This is a genomic window from Ruegeria profundi (assembly GCF_001507545.1).
Lineage (GTDB): Bacteria > Pseudomonadota > Alphaproteobacteria > Rhodobacterales > Rhodobacteraceae > Ruegeria > Ruegeria profundi.
The window spans coordinates 75,172-92,833 of the sequence record NZ_LQBP01000013.1 but is presented as its reverse complement, the minus strand read 5'-3'; the positions used below and the strand labels follow the sequence as shown (position 1 = coordinate 92,833).

Below are 17,662 nucleotides of genomic sequence, written 5' to 3'. Positions count from 1 at the left end.
CATTGCCGCCAGAGTTGCCACCGCCATTGCCGCCAGAGTTGCCACCGCCATTGCCGCCAGAGTTGCCACCGCCATTGCCGCCAGAGTTGCCACCGCCATTGCCGCCAGAGTTGCCACCGCCGTTGCCGCCACGATTTCCTTTGTTTCCGCTGTTACCCTGGTTAGCGGATTTCCCCCGCGATTTGGCATTGACAGACTTATCAGAAGCGGATCGCGCTGCTTCGGAAATTTGCCGCCCGACGCTGGACCGGTTCGACACGACCACACCGGTCTGGGCGTTTACGATAACACTGATGATTTTACCGTTCGGTTTCTTGACCAGAATGCGATAATACAACTTGTCAGCCTGAAAGGCGCGCGCGTCAACCGGCGTTCCGCCAAAAACCTTTTCAACACCTTTTATGACTTTATTTAACCGGATGGCGCTACCGGAGGTTGTCGCCTTGCGTAGTTCGGACTGCTTCAGCTCACGCGCGGCGGTTTGCCCCTCACCTGGTTGGAGAAAGGCAAAAAGGAACGCAAGGACAATGAGCTTTTTCATCCCGATCAGTCTTTACTACATAAATGCCTGTCTAATCTACCAATTTGAATGTGAACCTGTGATGAACAGCCAGTTACGTGTGCGTTCAATGATGATGGGTTTAGATCGGTGCGTTGGATTCTGTTTCCGACGCCGGGTTTCCGTGTCCGCTGATTTTACATCGAGGCGACAGAAGAACTTGCAAGCGATCGAGGACCATTATGAAAACCAAATCGACTGGACTGTTGAAAGCGACCGCCATTGCCATTGCCCTGTTGGGTTCCACCGCGATTGTCGGCACGATCGCATTTCCAGATGCCGCATACGCGAAGGAAGGCAAGGGAAACGGTGGCGGGAAGGGTAATGGTGGTGGAAACGGCAAAGGCGGAGGCAACGACGGTGCCGGGAAAGGTAAAGGCAAAGGCGGCGAACCCGGCGCGTCCAAGAACGACGGCAAGAAAGCAGCCGGAAAATTGGGCCGCAAATCTTCCACCGCAGGTGGTACAAAGTCAAAGTCCTCTAAAGAAAAAACGTTTTCTTTGAAGAACCTGTTTGGCGGCAAGAAAACCAAGAAGAAGACCAAAACCGTGCGCGTGGCGCGCACGGCCCAGCCAAAGCCTGAGGTGACCAAAAAGACCCGCCCGGCCATGCGCCCAACAGGGAATAAAATGGCCTCTTTGTTGGGTGTCCACCCCTCAGAACTAGGGGCGCTGAATGCTGCCAACGCTAGCGAAAACGCCTTGAAGAATGCCGCGCCGAATTCCCGCGTTGGCCGCATCGCCGCCTATCGAGATGCGGTCTTAGCCGGGGATGAGTTGCGCATGGAGCTAGAAGAAAAGCAGGCCTTGCTTGATGGAATGACGCCGCCGGACCGGCCAGTTTCCGAAATTGAACAAGATCTCAAAGCGGCTCTGACAGATGTCCAGGAGAAGCAGGATCGCGTGACTGAACTGGAGGACGCTCTTGCCGATGCCGGAGGGACAGATCCCGATATTGAAGCAGAGCTTCAGACCGCCAATGACGAGTTGCAGGAAGCTGTCGATGCGGCAGATGATCTGAATGCAGAAAGACAAGCTGCGATTGATTACGACGATGCCGCAGCAGAAATCGACGAATTGGCCGAAGCTGTCGAAAACCAGCCGCAGATTGAGCGCGAAGCACTGGAAAACGCAGCTAACAAACCAGTGACCGATGAAGTCGAGGCCGCTGTAAAATCCATGCTCGGCCTCGATAGCTGATCGTCTTTGACAAATGAAACATTGAGGTAAACATGACAGGCCAGTCATGTGACCTTGCACGAGCAGACGAAAGATATCCAAAAGTCTATCGACAAAGTTGAAAGCTTTGCGCGACAGGTTTAAAACCCTAAGTTACGTGGCTTGACGGATATTCAGATCAACGAGTTGAAAGGAGAGGTTGCGAATCTGCTAACCCCCCTAGGCGGTCATCTCGTATTGCTACGTTTCAACGGATTGTTTCAAGAGATCCGGTTAACCCTTCTTCGAAGTCACCCCGGCTTACGTTGCCAAGATAGGGGCGCTGATGCAGCCTCTGCTGCTATGATGAAGACACTGAGAGAAGCACCGGAAAGAAAGAGTTCACCGTCCACAGCCTGAGCCATAGATTCAAAGATATCGCCCGCCAGCCACGGAAACGTTCGCCCCGATGAACCCAAGGCGGGTCATTCACTGTTAATTTAGATGAACTACTCCGGTGGGGTTGATCACTCCCGTTTCCCGATCACTACGGTGGACCAGTTCAGTCGGGCAGGCTCAGAAATATTGTTTATCGGCAAGACAAATGATCTCGGACAGGCTTTTAGTACTTGAATGTCGACCGTTTAATCACGGACATAGGCCACGAAAGCCTCCTGCCAGCCTCAACGCTACTTTTCTAACTGGTCCCGATAGTTTTCTTCGCACATCAACCATACATGTTGATCCAACGGATCAACATTGGCGCCAGACAAACCATCAGTAGAACAGGCATCATACACAGAGCCATGACGCCGGACATTTGAACCGGAAGGCGGTTGGCCTTTTCCTGAGCTCGAAGCTCGCGGTCCTGGCGCATTTCGGTTGCAAAAGTGCGCAGCGACACCGAGACGCTGGTCCCGTACTGATTGGACTGCAGAAGCGCGTTTGCGAAGGAGTGCACCTCTTCAATCCCTACGCGGTCCGCCATATCCATGAACGCGGCTTGACGTTCCTTGCCTGCCTGAAGCTCTAGTTGAAGAATGGTGAACTCTTGCGAAATTTCCGGCGCCGCTTGGGCCATTTCATGCGACACACGCACCATGGCAGCGTCAAAGCCCAATCCCGCCTCGATCGCGACCTGCAACAAATCGAGCGCATTAGGAAGGCTGTGTTCGATCGCCCGACGCCGCTTTTTTATCCGGTACCGCAGCCAAATGGCAGGTCCATAAAAGCCGGCCACCATCAAAGCTGTGACAATCTGCAGCGCATTAACCCATGTGATGCCCTGCAGTAAATTGGCAATGCGTAACTGTACCTGCGTTTCAAGCGGTAGCGCGAGAGCGATTACAAAAGCGGCTGGCAGCAAAAAACCCAAAACCACCCTAAACAAATAGAATGAGCGGATGGCAAATTTACCCTGAATTCCGGCTTGTTTTAGTTGCCTGCCAATTTTGGAGCGCTCACGCTTGGAAGCAGGGATGAATGCCTTAAGCAACCCGTGCGGATCACTGTTGTCCCCCTGGATGAGGTCAAAATCCGCGCCATGCCCGCCAGTCACCGAACCAACACGCATCCGGCGAGCCGCGGTGTTGTCACTTGCGGTCATCCCTGAGACGCCTATAACCACAAAGAATATGCTCACGGCGATACCGGCCAGCAATAGATACTGCTGAGGAAGATCTTGGTCGCCCAGAATGTCTTGAATGAATTCCATATCTCCGCTCCAGATTAGAACTTGAAACTAACGAGCCGTCTGAGAATGAGCCCTTGTATTACAGTCAGGCCGATGATCGCGCCTGCAAAGTATGGGAACAACGGATCGCTTTGAATATCGCCGTAGAATGATGGCGTAGTCAGATGGATCGAAAGGAAGATGAATACCGGCAGAAACGTCAGAATAAGACTACTCAGCCGGCCCTCGGCAGAAATTGCCTTGATTTTCTTCTGCATGGTTTGCCGGTCTCTGATCACCTGAGACAGAATGTTCAGAATGCGGGCAAGATTGCCGCCCGTTCCATGCTGGATCCCGATGCTTACAGCCAGGTAATTGGCATCTTCGGTTCCAACGCGTTTCGCAAAGTCCCGAAACGCCGTTGCGACATCGTCGCCATAGTTAATCTGGTCTTGGATGACTCCAAATTCCGAGCCAATTGGATCCGGCAGATCGGTCGCCACATTTCCGACCGTAACAGCGACGGGATGACCTACTTTTAGGCCGCGGGCCATCAGATCTAAGGCATCTGGCAGCTGTTTGGTCAGCTTTTCGGCTCTGGCGTCTTTTATTGCCACTAACACAATTACTGGAAATGCAACGGCCACAGTGATGCTCAGAACCAACGCCAGTCCCGGTGAAATAAAGCGGGAAGCGGCAACAAAGATTACAGCTGCAAATAAGGCAATAGCGAACAGAACCGGCACTGGTCCGATCGTTAAGCCAGCCTGAGCCAGCAGGCGACGAAGCCGGGCGATCAGCCCGAGTCTTTCGCCTGAAACCATCATCGCCGGGTCACGCAACAATTGCAGAACCTCATCGGTAGAAGCGCCGCCCTGGATCATTTTCATGCGGCGGTTTCTGGCCTCGCTAGAGGATTCCCCGCGCAAAAGAAATTGCGCCACACCCTCGTAAGCCAATAGAACGCCAAGGAAAATCGAAATGTATAGCAGAATGTTCAGTGTATTTGGCTGTAGGTCTATCATGATGACGGTGCCTTATGAATAAACATGTTGGTATCCACATCGACCCCCGCGGCGATCAATTGGTCAAAGCACTTTGGTCGTATACCCGTTGGCATAAACTCTCCTAGGATTTTACCGTCCTCGGACTTGCCGCGGCGCTTGAAGACGAAAATATCCTGCATGGTGATCGTTTCATCTTCCATGCCGGTGATTTCCGAAATGCTGACGACTCTGCGGGTGCCGTCGCTTAGGCGGGTGAGTTGGAGCACAACCTGTATGGCTGAAGCGATCTGAGAGCGGATAGTTCTCATAGGCAAGTCAGCGCCAAGCATTGTGACCATCTGTTCGACCCGGCTTAACGCATCACGCGCCGAGTTTGCGTGAACGGTCGTCATCGACCCATCATGGCCTGTATTCATGGCCTGAAGCATGTCAAAACATTCCGAACCACGAACCTCCCCGACGATGATGCGGTCAGGGCGCATCCTCAGTGCGTTGCGGACCAAGTCGCGTTGCGTGATAACACCTTGCCCTTCCGAATTCGGCGGGCGGGTTTCCAGGCGAACGACATGGCGTTGCTGAAGCTGTAGTTCGGCTGCATCCTCGATGGTCACAATACGCTGCTTGCCGTCGATAAATGAAGACACTGCGTTCAGCATTGTTGTTTTACCGGAGCCGGTCCCGCCAGAAATGAGTATGTTCAACCTTGCTTCAACGAGGGCTTCAAGAAGTCTTGCCGCCTGATCATTCATGCTTTCCTGTTCAACAAGCTTCTCAACTGTCAGTGGATTACGAGAAAACTTGCGGATTGACAGAGCTGGTCCATCGACGGAACAGGGCCGAATGATTGCGTTGACACGGCTGCCGTCTTCCAAGCGTGCATCAACCCAAGGCTGAGACTCGTCAATGCGACGGCCTACTTTACTGACGATCTTGTCGATAATTCGCAGAAGATGACGTTCGTCACGAAAACGGACAGTGGACTCCTCGAGAAGTCCAAAGCGTTCGACATAAACTTGATCATACGAATTTACGAGAATATCGTTGATGGTTGGGTCTTCCAGCAAAGGCTCCAGCGGACCCAGTCCCATGACTTCGTGGATGAGCTCATCTACCAGACCCGTGAAAGCCTCGGACCGCATATGCAGCTTTTCAGCCTCGATCAAACCCGTCACTAGAGAGGCAATTTGGCGTTTCAGTTCCGACCGCTCGACCTTGTCGATAACCGAAAGATTCAGCCGGTCCAGAAGTTCACCGTGCAAGCGGCTCTTGAGTTCCAGATGCGCCTGAAGATCAGTGTCTACAGGCTCGGCGACCGCTTTTGACTTGAGGGGCATTTCAATTGGCCGTTCCAGTGTCAGGACATTCGACTTGGAAGCGGTCTTACGTGATCTGAATTCGTTGAACACAACAATCTCCTTATTATGCTTTTTTCGTTGCCAATGACTGTGCATCCACCGACATGACAGCGGCCAGTTTTGCCAAGGCTTTTCCAAGATCTGATTGCGGTTTCATATCAACAACCGGCCTTCCAAAATCCACGGAATTGCGGGCGACTTTTGGATTGTCCGGCAACCAGTGTTTAAGGCTTGTCTCCAACACCTTTTCCGCTTCGCGGACATGCGAAGTTTTGATCAAAGTATTCCGCTCTCGGTTGACGACGATTTCAACCGAAAGACCGACATTTACCTCGCGGTAGAAGTCGATCAACCGACGAGCCTGCCGCACGCACGGAACGGTGGTATCTGTGACTAAAGCCAACTGAGTGGCTTGTTTGAAAATGGGTTCAACCCAGTCAACCACTGCACAGGGAAGATCAATGACGACATAGTCATAACGCCTTTGCAGCAGGTCCAGCATGCCCTTGATAACATCGGACCGCATCGATTGAAGAGGCACCATTGGAGCCGGTGCGCACAAGACATCCACGCCGAGCGCGTGCTCTTGCAGGATCGAAGATAGAAAGTGGTCGTCCGGGACTTCTGAGTTTTCAATAAGTTGCAGGAAGCCGCCGTTATCCTCAATATCCAGAAATACGTTCGAGTTTCCGAACTGAATGTCAAAATCCAAAAGTGCGACACGGTTTTTCGCTGACTTCCTGAAGAAAGACCTCTTTCCGCCAACCAGTGAGCAAGCCAAGTTAACTGCAACGGTTGAAGCGCCGACACCACCACGCGATTTCGCCACCGGGATCACCTTGCCCAATGCCGCAACGCCACCCGCGAAATTTGTCTGCGAAACCCTGCGTGCGCTGATTTTTTCGCCAACGGCAGCTTTCAGGCCTTCGCCATCAATCGACAGCGGGAGAACTTCGTCGATCCCGATCTTGCGTAACTCACGGGCCTTGGAAATCGAGAGGTCATTCTGTGTCAGCGCCACGAACAACGTGTCGTCATCGCGATGTGCCAGCACGTCTTCAATGGCCTGTACTTCACCGGTGTCATCGGGGTCGATTTCGAAGATCACCACGTCATGTTTGAACGCAATTTGAAGGGCGGTTCCATTCAACGCCCGGAACGTGTTCGTGTTTTCAGTGACTCTGTTCTCGTATTCCGAAGGAAAGGCTTCCTCCACCATCCGGGTGACGGCTTCGTTTTCTGTAACAAGCATAATCGCTTGTGATTTTATCGCGGAAACGTTTTGATCCTTCATCCTGACTCTCCTATTGCAAGGTCTTCAGCAGGCAACGAAACACTGAAATTTGAGTATCCGACTGTCGAAGAAATTGTGCTGTTTGTCGCGCCTGCGGCATTTGCCAGCGCGCCCAGTGGTGAGACGAACTGAAAATCATCCAAGTTCAATTCGACTGTGACAACGGGTGTGTAAGGGCCACCCAGGAAACCCAAGTTTGAATTGAAGTCATAGTGAAACTGCAGATTGTTAATTGTGGCGCTCGGCGGCAATAAAGGACTGATGCGCGTCCAGATTTCCGAGGCCGTAGGGTTGGACGCATCGCCAGCGCATGGTGGTGTTTGCGGGTCGTCGCAAACACCGGCAGAGGCGCTGCAGGACGTGCCAAAACGTGGTGATGACGGAGATGTACCGCGCTGGTGCGTTGCAGGAACTCCGGGACAGGCAGGCGGTCGCACAATCGCGATACGCGTAGCAAGTTGCGAGGCTTTCTGGGCGTTCACAACGCTGTAAGAAAGCCGACCGAAGTCCAGCAACGACATAAAGAGGAAAAGAAACAGCGAAACGATCAGGGCAAACTCGACAAGAACACCACCGTCTTGCCTAACAAAGAAGTCCATCACGCGGCGCGAAAACGCGTTGATATGCAGCATAGTCTTCATTGTCCAAATATCCGCGATGTGTCCGAGACATCGGTCGTCACTGATGACAAACCGTCCCCAAAGAGCGACAGGATACTGCCCAAAGGAAATTGAACAGTGATATTGGCGCTGACCGTTCCAACTGGGGCTGGGTTCACTCGATAGGCTCCGGAAACGCAGGACAGGCTGGGTGTCACCGAATTGACGGTGATGCTAGCCGGAAACAGGATGCTGGCGTCTTTGTCATCCTCGACGATGTCCTTCAAAGTTGTGGCCAACCCTGCGACTGATCCGCCAGAAGTGCAGATATCTAAGGGGGTAACCCTGGACAAATAGCGGTTTGCATCCCGAACGCCTGCGATGACTGACTGGTAGGACCACATCAGATGCGCGGCTTCTACCGTTGCGGCGAAGAGCAGCAGCATGAACGGCATGACAAGGCCAAATTCTACGATGACCGCGCCATCGTCATTTCTTGCGAAGCGTTTGAAAGGGGCTGTCAGACGGTTTTTCATGATCTTTGGCCCCCTCACCGATACAGCTGCACAACGTCGCGAAAGATACCGCCGAACCCGTTGCCACCGCTGCCGACGCCAGCGACGTCTGGAAAGCCAACAATTTCGCCATGGATATCAAAGCTGGGAGGGGACGCACCGTCGTCGCCTACCGGTTCGGTCAAGAAAAGCGAGACGAATTTCGTGACCGGCACACCCGTAGTCCTTCCAGAAACGGGGTTTTGGGTGCAATCTATACCGGCTGCGTTTACGATACGCCGCGCTGGATTGGTGGACATTTGGTTCGAACAGATTGGTCGACCGGTTTCCGCAAGCGTAGGGTCGAGGATCGAATTTGCGTTCGGCGCAGAATGCGGATTGGTATTGCCGTACGCGATTTCCCTAAGGTACATTCCGTACCGCGTACCTGCAAAGACCGTATCTGGTCCACTGAGGGCCGGCAGATGAGCGTCGCTGCCGATTCCATCCGCCACACCGTCAGCCAGGTCATGATTGCGATTTATATAGCCTGTGCGATCCCAAGTGCCGTCACCGAAACGGTTGTTACCACCGCAGGTGCCCGCGGCCATGCAGGTATCGCGGCCAAGGGCCGTGGTGTCAGGAGTGCCCTCCTCGCTCCCTTGAATGCAGGAGCCGCCACCCTTCTTTTGGATTCCTTTGATGACATTCGGCGCTGGCGCGTACAATGGCTTGTTTTTTTCACCGTTAAGCGTGGAGCGATAAATATCAAACCGAACATTAAAAGCAGCGTTAGTAATACCAACCTTCTGCCCAGGTTCTGTATTCAGGCCATTGGTCAGAACGCATTGAGTAATGTTTTCCTGTGCAGCGATAAGGCAGGCTAATTTGTTGCCACCTTCATTCGCACAGGCACCACTTTGAAGATCTCCAAAGCTATCCAGATCAATAAACCCGAAGTTACCCGCACCCCAGGCGGTATTATTGCCGCCGCTGCGGAGCAGGATTTGGTCGCCCACAGTCAGAGTAGTCTCCCAATCGGGCGGTAGGCAAAACATCAAGGGCGAGATATCACAGGCAGCTTTTGTGTATCCGGCTACGGCCTCGGCTGAAATATTGACGGGTGTAATTCCGCCTCCACCCAGAATTTTGTCCAGAGCTGATGCCAGGCTCACGGTGACAGACTTCTGTGTCAACACGACCTGCGCAAACTTTGCTTCGCGTGGGTTCGTCGTGATATCTGCACCCAACGGCGTCAAATCCGAAGCGGGAAGAGCCGAGTGAAAGGTAAGGGTGTAATCCGCAGATCCTGAGAGCGTACTGGATCCGTTGGCGAAAGTTTGACTGTCGCTGATCAGGTTGGCCGCGGCACCCGTTGCGCGAGTGATAGCATCCGGCTGCCCGTCCAACTCACCAGCCGCGGCAAGAGCCACACTATCTGCGAACGATTGAAGCTCGGAATGGGTTGAGCTCAACCGGCCCACATCCAGTGTGATCGCAAAGAAGCCAAGAAACGCTACCAACGCGGTGCCCCAGAGGATCGCAACCGTTCCACGCTCGTCCTTACGAAAGATTGATATGTTGGCTTTCAGATGCATGGCTACGGCTTACTGTGCAGAGTTCTGACTAACTTCGATGGGACGGGCCTTGGGACGGGCCTTTGGCTTCGCGTCAGGGTTGACAACAGCCGGGGACTGCTGAGCATCCGTCTGGTTGCCAGGGTCCACCTCAGACACCGGTTCACCGCTTGTCGCTTCCGGGGCCTCACGGGGCGTTCTCTGGATTTTGACGACCTCAGATTCGGTCCCACGGTTCACTCTGACCGTGGGTTGTACATCGACCTTTTCAACCGGCCCCTCTTCCTGCAGAAGATCGCGCAAACGAACCATCTCCATAGGTTCGTCCTCAACACTGTCCAACGTTCTCAGGGTAAGGCTCAGGGTTCCAGCCTTTTGTGCCAGTGCCAGGCGCTGACCTTGCTGAGGTGTTACTTCCACTGTGATTGTGCGGGCAACCTCGGGCTGATCAGTAAGTTCTTCGGATTGTTGATCCACGCCGATCACACGGATATTTTGCAGAATAGTTACGGCGCGCAAGTCCATTTTTGCCCCTTGGGTCAAAACAATATCCACCGTATCACCAGGGGTAACAAACCCACCAACGGCAGTCCCGGCGTCCACCTCGATGGCCATGGCACGGGTATTTTCACCCAACTTTTGAACCAGCGTCACTTTTTCGCCAAAGTTCGAAACCTTGGAGAGCAACATGACTTCGCCAGGATAAAAACGCCCTTTGGCACGACGCAGCTGACGGCGGTTTTCCGGGACAAGCACGTCGATATCCGTGAACACTCCTGCTGGCAGAGCTTCGCGGGGCCAGGAATGAGTTGTGACATGGTGCGCTTCGATTGTCTGACCGAAAGCGATTTCCGATCGCGCAACGTAGATCTCTACCAAATCGGCATTTGATGTCGTCGATCCAGACGCGCTTGGATTAATCTGAATGTAGTCTTTCGCCAGGAAAACGGATCCAGACGCAATCGCGATTCCGAATAACGTGGTAATAACTGGTCTGATACGCATCTCTTTCTCCAAAAGTTACGCTCAAAAGATTCGAAATTTTTATACTCGATTGTTTTCGAAAATCCCGGCGATGGATTCTGCGCCGTTTTACTGATGCGACGGCGCAGAATTCTGTTGTTTTTTCAAATTTTGAATCGTCGCTGGATCAGCAGTTATTGGTTGCGTTCAGAGCATCGCAGGCGCCAGCAACATTATTAGCAGTCTCGGTGCCCAGGAAGCTGAATGCGCCAACCGCAATCGAGCCAACAACCAAAAGCGCGAGGCCATACTCAACAATTGCCGCACCGCTTTCTTCTTTCACGAACTTCTTCATAAATTTAGTCATGTTTCCCCCGAAAGGTTAAGTTAAAAAATACGCCGCTATCTATGTAGAGCAACGGAAGCAGGCGCTTTGCCTAAGCTCAGGAATCAAATTAGCCCGGGGATAGGTTTCAAACTTCAGTCAAAGATGCAAAGTTTTCTATCTTTGGTTGTTTCTTCATATCAGCCATATTTCTTGAGGAGATTTACTTTAATGCGACATGAATAGAGCATTAATGTTCGACGAATCGCATACTCGCCGCGAATCACAGACCCTGGAAACATTATTGCAAAATTAGAGGTGATTGATGCATTTCCAAAAACAATGTTCCGCCGTTGATTTCGGAGGCAGGACTTGGGAACGCATGAAAGATTCCAGAAATTTTTTTTATTTTTTTGTTTATTTACAATACTTTACAAGATCCCCACTATTCTACACTTTCAAAGCTCCTTGGTTTCCCAGACGCCATATCGCTTGCCGCCTGCAAAGATCGCGGCGCAAGTTGTTGAAAGCGGTGGGGGCCGCAACAAGGAGCCCGACTGATTGTTCCGGTTGGGTTGGTAAACAAAGTAATGAGTGTAAATTTCTCCAAGACCGCTCGTGCGGATGATAGCTTGAAGACAGTTATGGAATGGATACTTGCATTAAGTGGCAATGCGCCCATACCGATTGTCCTAAACCAGATAATGCAACTTGCTAATGCAGATGCTGCATTAATTGTTCGCACATCAAAAAAAGAATTAAAAGTTAAGCATCTTGCAAGACGCTGTATCCATGAAGGAAAAATTTGGCCTTCGCAACCTCAGACTAAGATCGAAATGATAATAGGCGACAGCATTTTATCCGCAAAGGCAGGTTCAATTTGGCGTTTGTCGGAAATGTTGCCGTCTGTCAGCGAATCCGTTTCTCAAAGTCGAGAAATTGCCCTAAAAGAATTCAATGAGATAGTTGTGATCCCGCTTGAGTCTAGTAAAAGCCAGCTTGATCATCTGGAATTACAGTATAGGCATGCACCATCGCGTGAAGATCTGGATTTTCTTTCTTTATTAGCTTCAACACTGGCATTTGGATGGAGCAAGCGCACCCCCGGAGTTGTTTCCTCTCAATCTGACCAGACGCGAAGCCACCAGCGTAGAAAAATTCGTGAAATAGGCATAGTCCCGATCTTGGATGCTCGAAATCCAGCAGCTTTAAGCAGAAGCGAATTCCGAATCTGTGCGATGATGAAGGAAGGAATGACGGTCAGAACAATATCTGAAAGTTTGTCTGTTTGCCCAACAACCGTTCGGTCACACTTGAGTTCGATATTTTCCAAGACCGGCGCTTCTAGTCAGATCGAGCTTTTGCATCTGTTAAATCGACCTGCAAACTCTGGAAAACAGTCTTTAGACCGTCAGATCGTCTAGGCTAAGGACTTCTGCATCGGGGCTGTCTCAGTCAAGCTATTTTGCGCAGCATGATTGATCGGCGATGGCAGTGCCGCTGTGTCAATTTGTGCCCGCCCTGCTTTCTGTCGCGGCCTTCGATTGGGGTCCTTCGGGTCCATGCTTAGGTTCGTGCTCAGCGCCTTGCCTGCCGACATTATTTAGTTCCGATCTGCCCATCTCATTGGCGTGCTGGATTGGTTTCAGCGACGGTCCAGACCACGGCACCATCGGACCCACGTCCCCGCGGGACTTCGAAGGCCTGCGATCAGGCAGGCAACGGGTGGATCAACAGGCGATCAGGCCATGTTCGGTGCCGCGTGGGGCTGCAATACGGTGCCAGCGACCCAAATCCGATGAAGGATGACAGCAATGCGGCAAGCGAGGGTAACCATCGCTATTTTCCGACCTCGGCGTCGGGCAAGCTGGGCACCCATGTTCGCAACCATATCGAGCGTCCCCGGTTCATCATGACAGTCGCAGCCCGGCACAGCGCCCGCCTCAGATTGACATCCCCTGCCTTGGTAATGCCACCGGGCACATCACGCTCACCCGCCTGGGTGCGCGAGGGCGATAGGTCGCCCGAAATATCGCTAAGACCCGCCAATACGAAATCTCAATGTGGTTGAGGAAGAAGGTCGAGATGCTGTTTGAACACCTTATAGGCATCCTTGGCCCCCGATTACGTGGCCCATGCGGCGTAAATGGCAAATTCCTTTTCGCCGCCACCGCCCAATACCTCCGTAAACTGGCGAAGACCTTTCCTGCACCGCAGAAACCGAAAATAACCTAACAATAATAGGCGCTCTCACCTTCAATCAGCACCCACATTTTCCAATCGCAACACGATGATTTTCAACAGAATCAGCTCGACGCAGTCATCTGTTACCGTACCCCTTATGACCGCTTTGCGTTGCTGTGCCGACTTTAAAGGCACCGTCAGTTGCAAATCACCTGGGCGGAGATTTATCCACGACAGCCAAAGCGGTGCTGACCCGATCATAAAGCTCTTCACCTGTCCGGATGTGGCATTCGAGCTCTGCGATCTCATCTGGGTCAGTTTCGTGGACCATCGCTTCACGCAGATCGTCGATGTTGGCAGGGAGGTCAGGGAGTTTTCTACGCCAGTCGTCCAATTTCTCTTTCTCTTCTTTGGTCATTGGTCCGACAATGCGCACCTTGCCAGTTCGCAAGTCGATCTTGATGTGATCCGGATGCGGAATGGGCTCATCCATGGTTTCTATCCCGGCTTCCGCACGCCTGCGCCATGGGAACGGTCACGCTGCGGTGCCCTTCCCGGATCGTGATGTCGCGGTATACCTCATCGAGAACGATATCTTTCATCCGCTCCTCATGCATGCCCGGACGTTTGTTATTTGATCCCCTGGGCCACCCCTTTGGATTGCCAGACTTGCCCGGTTTGAAGCGGGTGTCTTTCGGCGGTTTACCTGTTCGCGATGGCAAATTTCCCTGTTCCCTAACGAACAGGGAATTGCCCCCAGACTGGATAGCCGCAGACTGGCAGCACAGCCATCTTCCATGACAATGCGAATTTATCATAACCGTGCGAATTCCACGCGGTTCGTGCAAATCGATGCCAACAAGTTTGCCTGCTCACAATGAGTCGAACACCAGTCATCGTCAGTGCGTTTTTTGTCGGAAGCGTTGACCTTTAATGCTCCTCGGTCTTCGTCGGCGGACTTTGTGGATCGAAACGCGGATTTTTTTACAAACGCCCTTTCCAAGGTCAGTAAATTGCAACCCCGAGCTTTCAACCCAACGTTTGGGCTGAATTCCTTTCCAAAGCGAAGGGGAGTTTGCCGCTTATGCAATATCAGACGTGATCATCTTTCATCATTTCACTACGACCGTGTCCTGCCATTCCCCCGGATACTTCTTCGGTTGCTTCATCCGCGAGCGTCTCTGGCAGAATGAGGTTAAGAACAATGGCGATGAGAGCCGCAGGTAAAATGCCTGAAGCACCCAATATCCTCAGTGTGTCAGGAAGGTGTTGCAGGGCGTTTGCCGAGCCAGGCGCGACGTTCATTACCTCTAGTTGCAGACCCAGACCTATCGAAAGAGAGACCGCAAAAATAACCATGTTGCGACGGTTCCAAGTCACATCCGACAGCATTGAAACACCTGCGGCGACAACCATTCCGAACATGACAATTACCCCACCACCGAGCACCTCGATTGGGACAGTTCGAATGATACCGCCTACCTTGGGTATCAGTCCGCATATGATCAAGAATATGGCGCCGATGGTAACGACATGCCTGCTCATTACCCCGGTCATAGCAATCAGGCCAACGTTTTGGCTGAAGGAAGTATTTGGGAACCCTCCAAAAATTCCTGCAAGTGCAGTACCGAAGCCATCAGCGTATGTCGCACCTTCGATTTCTCTGTCCGTTGCCTCGCGGTTAGCACCACCCTTCGTTATCCCGGACACGTCCCCGACGGTTTCAACAGCCGAAACAAAAGCCATGAGGCAAAAGCCGATCACGGCGGCCAATGAGAACTCAAAACCGTATTTGAAGGGTTGTGGCAGCGCGAAAGCAGCGGACCGTTCCCAGGATCCCGAAATTGCCTCTATTGGGAGTTTTCCAACGAATATGCAGTACACGTAACCAACAAGAATTCCGATCAGAACCGCCGACACAGACAGCATTCCGCGAGCAAAGAATTTAAGGCCAAGAGTTACAAATACAACGATCAGAGCTGGTGCCCAACTCGAGAGAGATCCGTAGCTTTCTGCGCCTGAGGCCTTTGCGGGTACACCACCGGCGGCGTACTCAATGCCGACTTTCACCAACGCGAGCCCGATCATGGTGACAACAAGACCGGTAACCAAAGGCGGCAGCGCAAAGCGTATTCTACCTATCACGGTGCCAAGTAGAGAGTGAAAAAGACCGCCAATTATCACGCCGCCAAAAAGTGCTGCTAGACCGTCAACACCCTTCCCCGCAACCAGAGGTATCATGATTGGAATAAATGCAAACGAGGTGCCTTGCACGATGGGCAGGGCTGCACCGACAGGACCAATAGTAACGGTTTGCATCAGCGTTGCGACGCCTGCAAACAGCATCGACATTTGGATAAGGTACAGTAATTCAGGAAAATCCGGGCTATTTGACCCAAAACCAAAGCCGGCAGCGCCCGCAACAATAATTGCAGGGGTTACATTTGAAACGAACATTGCCAGAACATGCTGAACACCCAATGGAACGGCTCGGTAAATAGCTGGAAAGTAGTTCGGATCACGGAGTTGCTCCGGGGTTCCTATATTTGAAGCAGTCATGGAGTTCCTCCCGTCAATCAACCGGTGCAGACCTTGACTATACGTTGGCATTCTTGCACCTGAGATGGCGTCATAAAGCTCGATTCTGTTTCCAGATTTTGTTTCCAGCTACGCACCTACACATTCAAAGTTGACTATTGATAGTGCAGGCTAGTGACAAGAATTATCAAAAATATCAAAAAGGTGCTGTGGATACCTGGTGATCAGTGACTGAGGTTCGCAATGTGCGCCCGTCAGTCTTGTATTGCTAAATACAAAAGTTCATTCAGCTTCCAATTTTGTAACCTACTCCTCAAATTTTGCAGGGGTTTTGGCGTGGACTAAGCTACTCTCTGCTCCTGCGGATCGGTCGGGATTTCTTCTTTTCTCAGCCAATAGAGCAGGACTGGGGCACCCTGAAGTCGGGCAAGTTACCCGTCCGCTTCAACAACTCTGATCTTCTCTTCATCGAAGAACAGCAGGCAACAAACCAAACCTCATATCAGTGTCCGAATTTCAGGGGGCTCACTGGTTCTGGTTATCCGTATTGCGCCGAGTACCAAGCGTGCAACACTCCAAAGGTTTGGCGGCTTAGCATCCAGCAAACAAACGTCCGCAACTCGGGAAACACATGGCAGAGAAGGAATGCCTCCAATGCAAAAGGAAAATCTCAACCTCGTCGTCGGCTTTGTTCGGTGCCACGGCAACGGTCCGACGGGTCCTAAGAGGCCAAGATTTATGTATCCATGCCCGAGACGGAAACCCGCATTGAAACCCCCTTAGGTACGCTGAGCTTTCACGACGCGTGGAAAAACCTGGATTTCGCCTTCATGGGTGCACGGTCCGAAACAAAGAGACAATCGAGAGTGCTGGCGGTCTCTAATTACACAAACCTGACTATTGGTAGCGCAGGTCCTGCGGGTGGTTTCAGATGGAGCAGCACCGCATATGCTGATTACTGCGGTTTCCGCAGCGGCAGTCGGGCGTGGTCGGTTCTGCTGAGCGCCGATTATACTTTTGACGACAGGTGAGGGCTGCAGGGCGAATAACGGTATACTTCATTTGATCGCGACAATAATAGCAACGATTGCAGCTTTGATCAGTCCAGACCGCTATTTGGTGCCACCTATCGGTTCTAGGCAGGCTTCGCGTCTTAGGGCAAATGCGCCGTGGCTTCGATTTCCACAAGCGCTTCGTCTTCGACCAGACCGGCCACGATGATCATCGACATGGCGGGGAAATGCTTGCCGAACACCTCGCGGTAGGCGGCACCAACCTCGGCCTGTTTGGCAAGGTATTCGCTTTTATCGGTGACAAACCACGTCAGGCGGGTCACATCCGATGCCTGACCGCCCGCGGCTTCGACGATATCCACGATGTTTTGAAGCGCTTGTTTCATCTGGCCGATGAAGCCACCGCTGACGAAGGTCTTGTTTGCGTCCCAGCCGATCTGGCCGCCGATATGAAGCGTCCCATCCTTTGTCAGAACGCCATTTGCATAGCCTTTTGCCGGAAGCCATCCGTCAGGCTGGATGATTTTGTGGCTCATGTCGCGCCCCCCTTGAATTCGGTTAGCTTGCTGCGGATCACATCTGGCCAAGCCTCGGGGCGGCCATTTGCGGTGACGTTGACTAAGGTTGCCGAAGTGGTCAGGCGCACCTCATCCCCGCAACATGCGGTCATCTTGTAATCTGCCGAACTGCGGCCGACCTGTGTGATCTCGAGTTGAAAAACCAATTCATCGCCATGGCGGCTTGGAGCCGGAAACTGGGTCTGAATTTGCACGGTCGGCACCGCCCCATTGCGATGCAGATCATGAAACGGGGCATTTAACCCCTGATCAAAGAACGCTTCGACACAATCATTGATTATCTCAAAATAGCGTGGAAAAAACACGATCCCGGCGGGGTCGCAATGTTTGAAAAGCACTTTTTGATG

The 17,662-nt window shown here is 52.3% G+C and carries 17 protein-coding genes and 2 pseudogenes; 3 read left to right on the top strand and 16 right to left on the bottom strand.

Annotation, left to right across the window (positions count from 1 at the left end):
- Window positions 1–541 (bottom strand): PepSY domain-containing protein (locus tag AVO44_RS21380; RefSeq protein WP_205626562.1); only part of this gene is annotated, 541 nt, incomplete at its 3' end.
- 113 nt (window positions 542–654) lie between these two features.
- On the opposite strand from AVO44_RS21380, the gene AVO44_RS19035 reads away from it, so the two are divergent.
- Window positions 655–1,758, top strand: coding sequence for a hypothetical protein (locus tag AVO44_RS19035; protein ID WP_157770053.1), 1,104 nt, complete (start codon window positions 655–657; stop codon window positions 1,756–1,758).
- A 685-nt stretch (window positions 1,759–2,443) separates the two neighbouring features.
- Here AVO44_RS19035 and AVO44_RS19030 read toward each other — a convergent pair.
- From AVO44_RS19030 to AVO44_RS20930, 9 genes are all read right to left on the bottom strand, one after another.
- Window positions 2,444–3,376: a type II secretion system F family protein gene (locus AVO44_RS19030; protein WP_157770052.1), complete on the bottom strand. Its 933-nt coding sequence runs from the start codon at window positions 3,374–3,376 to the stop codon at window positions 2,444–2,446.
- A 68-nt stretch (window positions 3,377–3,444) separates the two neighbouring features.
- On the bottom strand, window positions 3,445–4,413 hold the full coding sequence (locus tag AVO44_RS19025; protein WP_068340631.1) for a type II secretion system F family protein: 969 nt from the start codon (window positions 4,411–4,413) through the stop codon (window positions 3,445–3,447).
- The gene (locus tag AVO44_RS19020) at window positions 4,410–5,801 is read right to left on the bottom strand and encodes a TadA family conjugal transfer-associated ATPase (RefSeq protein ID WP_233422035.1); all 1,392 of its coding nucleotides are present in this window, start codon (window positions 5,799–5,801) and stop codon (window positions 4,410–4,412) included. The genes AVO44_RS19025 and AVO44_RS19020 overlap by 4 nt, the downstream gene beginning before the upstream one ends.
- A gap of 13 nt (window positions 5,802–5,814) precedes the next feature.
- Window positions 5,815–7,044, bottom strand: coding sequence for a CpaE/TadZ family protein (locus tag AVO44_RS19015; protein ID WP_068340628.1), 1,230 nt, complete (start codon window positions 7,042–7,044; stop codon window positions 5,815–5,817).
- On the bottom strand, window positions 7,041–7,685 hold the full coding sequence (locus AVO44_RS19010) for a TadE/TadG family type IV pilus assembly protein (RefSeq protein ID WP_082677585.1): 645 nt from the start codon (window positions 7,683–7,685) through the stop codon (window positions 7,041–7,043). The genes AVO44_RS19015 and AVO44_RS19010 overlap by 4 nt, the downstream gene beginning before the upstream one ends.
- A complete protein-coding gene (locus AVO44_RS19005) occupies window positions 7,682–8,179 on the bottom strand; it encodes a TadE/TadG family type IV pilus assembly protein (protein WP_068340623.1) in 498 nt (165 codons plus the stop codon). Before AVO44_RS19005 ends, AVO44_RS19010 begins: the two co-directional genes overlap by 4 nt.
- A 14-nt stretch (window positions 8,180–8,193) precedes the next feature.
- The gene (locus AVO44_RS19000; protein ID WP_068340620.1) at window positions 8,194–9,735 is read right to left on the bottom strand and encodes a pilus assembly protein TadG-related protein; all 1,542 of its coding nucleotides are present in this window, start codon (window positions 9,733–9,735) and stop codon (window positions 8,194–8,196) included.
- Between the two features lie 9 nt (window positions 9,736–9,744).
- A complete protein-coding gene (cpaB, locus tag AVO44_RS18995) occupies window positions 9,745–10,719 on the bottom strand; it encodes a Flp pilus assembly protein CpaB (RefSeq protein WP_082677584.1) in 975 nt (324 codons plus the stop codon).
- A gap of 145 nt (window positions 10,720–10,864) precedes the next feature.
- Complete coding sequence (locus tag AVO44_RS20930) at window positions 10,865–11,044, bottom strand: Flp family type IVb pilin (RefSeq protein ID WP_157770050.1); 180 nt, start codon at window positions 11,042–11,044, stop codon at window positions 10,865–10,867.
- 602 nt (window positions 11,045–11,646) lie between these two features.
- Here AVO44_RS20930 and AVO44_RS20835 point away from each other — a divergent pair.
- Complete coding sequence (locus AVO44_RS20835) at window positions 11,647–12,426, top strand: helix-turn-helix domain-containing protein (RefSeq protein WP_169794885.1); 780 nt, start codon at window positions 11,647–11,649, stop codon at window positions 12,424–12,426.
- A 317-nt stretch (window positions 12,427–12,743) separates the two neighbouring features.
- On the opposite strand, the pseudogene AVO44_RS21865 reads toward AVO44_RS20835, so the two are convergent.
- Window positions 12,744–13,021 (bottom strand): annotated as a pseudogene (locus AVO44_RS21865) (transposase); the annotation flags it as partial.
- On the opposite strand from AVO44_RS21865, the pseudogene AVO44_RS21650 reads away from it, so the two are divergent.
- A pseudogene (locus AVO44_RS21650) lies at window positions 13,022–13,237 on the top strand (IS5/IS1182 family transposase); the annotation flags it as partial.
- Window positions 13,238–13,394: 157 nt separating this feature from the next.
- On the opposite strand, the gene AVO44_RS18980 reads toward AVO44_RS21650, so the two are convergent.
- The 5 genes from AVO44_RS18980 to AVO44_RS18960 all read right to left on the bottom strand — a co-directional run bounded on the left by AVO44_RS18980 (window position 13,395) and on the right by AVO44_RS18960 (window position 17,653).
- A complete protein-coding gene (locus tag AVO44_RS18980; RefSeq protein WP_068340611.1) occupies window positions 13,395–13,679 on the bottom strand; it encodes a hypothetical protein in 285 nt (94 codons plus the stop codon).
- Complete coding sequence (locus AVO44_RS21840; protein WP_420865727.1) at window positions 13,672–14,004, bottom strand: DUF5681 domain-containing protein; 333 nt, start codon at window positions 14,002–14,004, stop codon at window positions 13,672–13,674. Before AVO44_RS21840 ends, AVO44_RS18980 begins: the two co-directional genes overlap by 8 nt.
- A 274-nt stretch (window positions 14,005–14,278) precedes the next feature.
- Complete coding sequence (locus AVO44_RS18975; RefSeq protein WP_068340608.1) at window positions 14,279–15,745, bottom strand: uracil-xanthine permease family protein; 1,467 nt, start codon at window positions 15,743–15,745, stop codon at window positions 14,279–14,281.
- A gap of 1,132 nt (window positions 15,746–16,877) precedes the next feature.
- Complete coding sequence (locus AVO44_RS18965; RefSeq protein ID WP_068340604.1) at window positions 16,878–17,273, bottom strand: RidA family protein; 396 nt, start codon at window positions 17,271–17,273, stop codon at window positions 16,878–16,880.
- Complete coding sequence (locus AVO44_RS18960) at window positions 17,270–17,653, bottom strand: acyl-CoA thioesterase (RefSeq protein ID WP_338057460.1); 384 nt, start codon at window positions 17,651–17,653, stop codon at window positions 17,270–17,272. Before AVO44_RS18960 ends, AVO44_RS18965 begins: the two co-directional genes overlap by 4 nt.
- Between the last annotated feature and the right edge of the window lie 9 nt (window positions 17,654–17,662).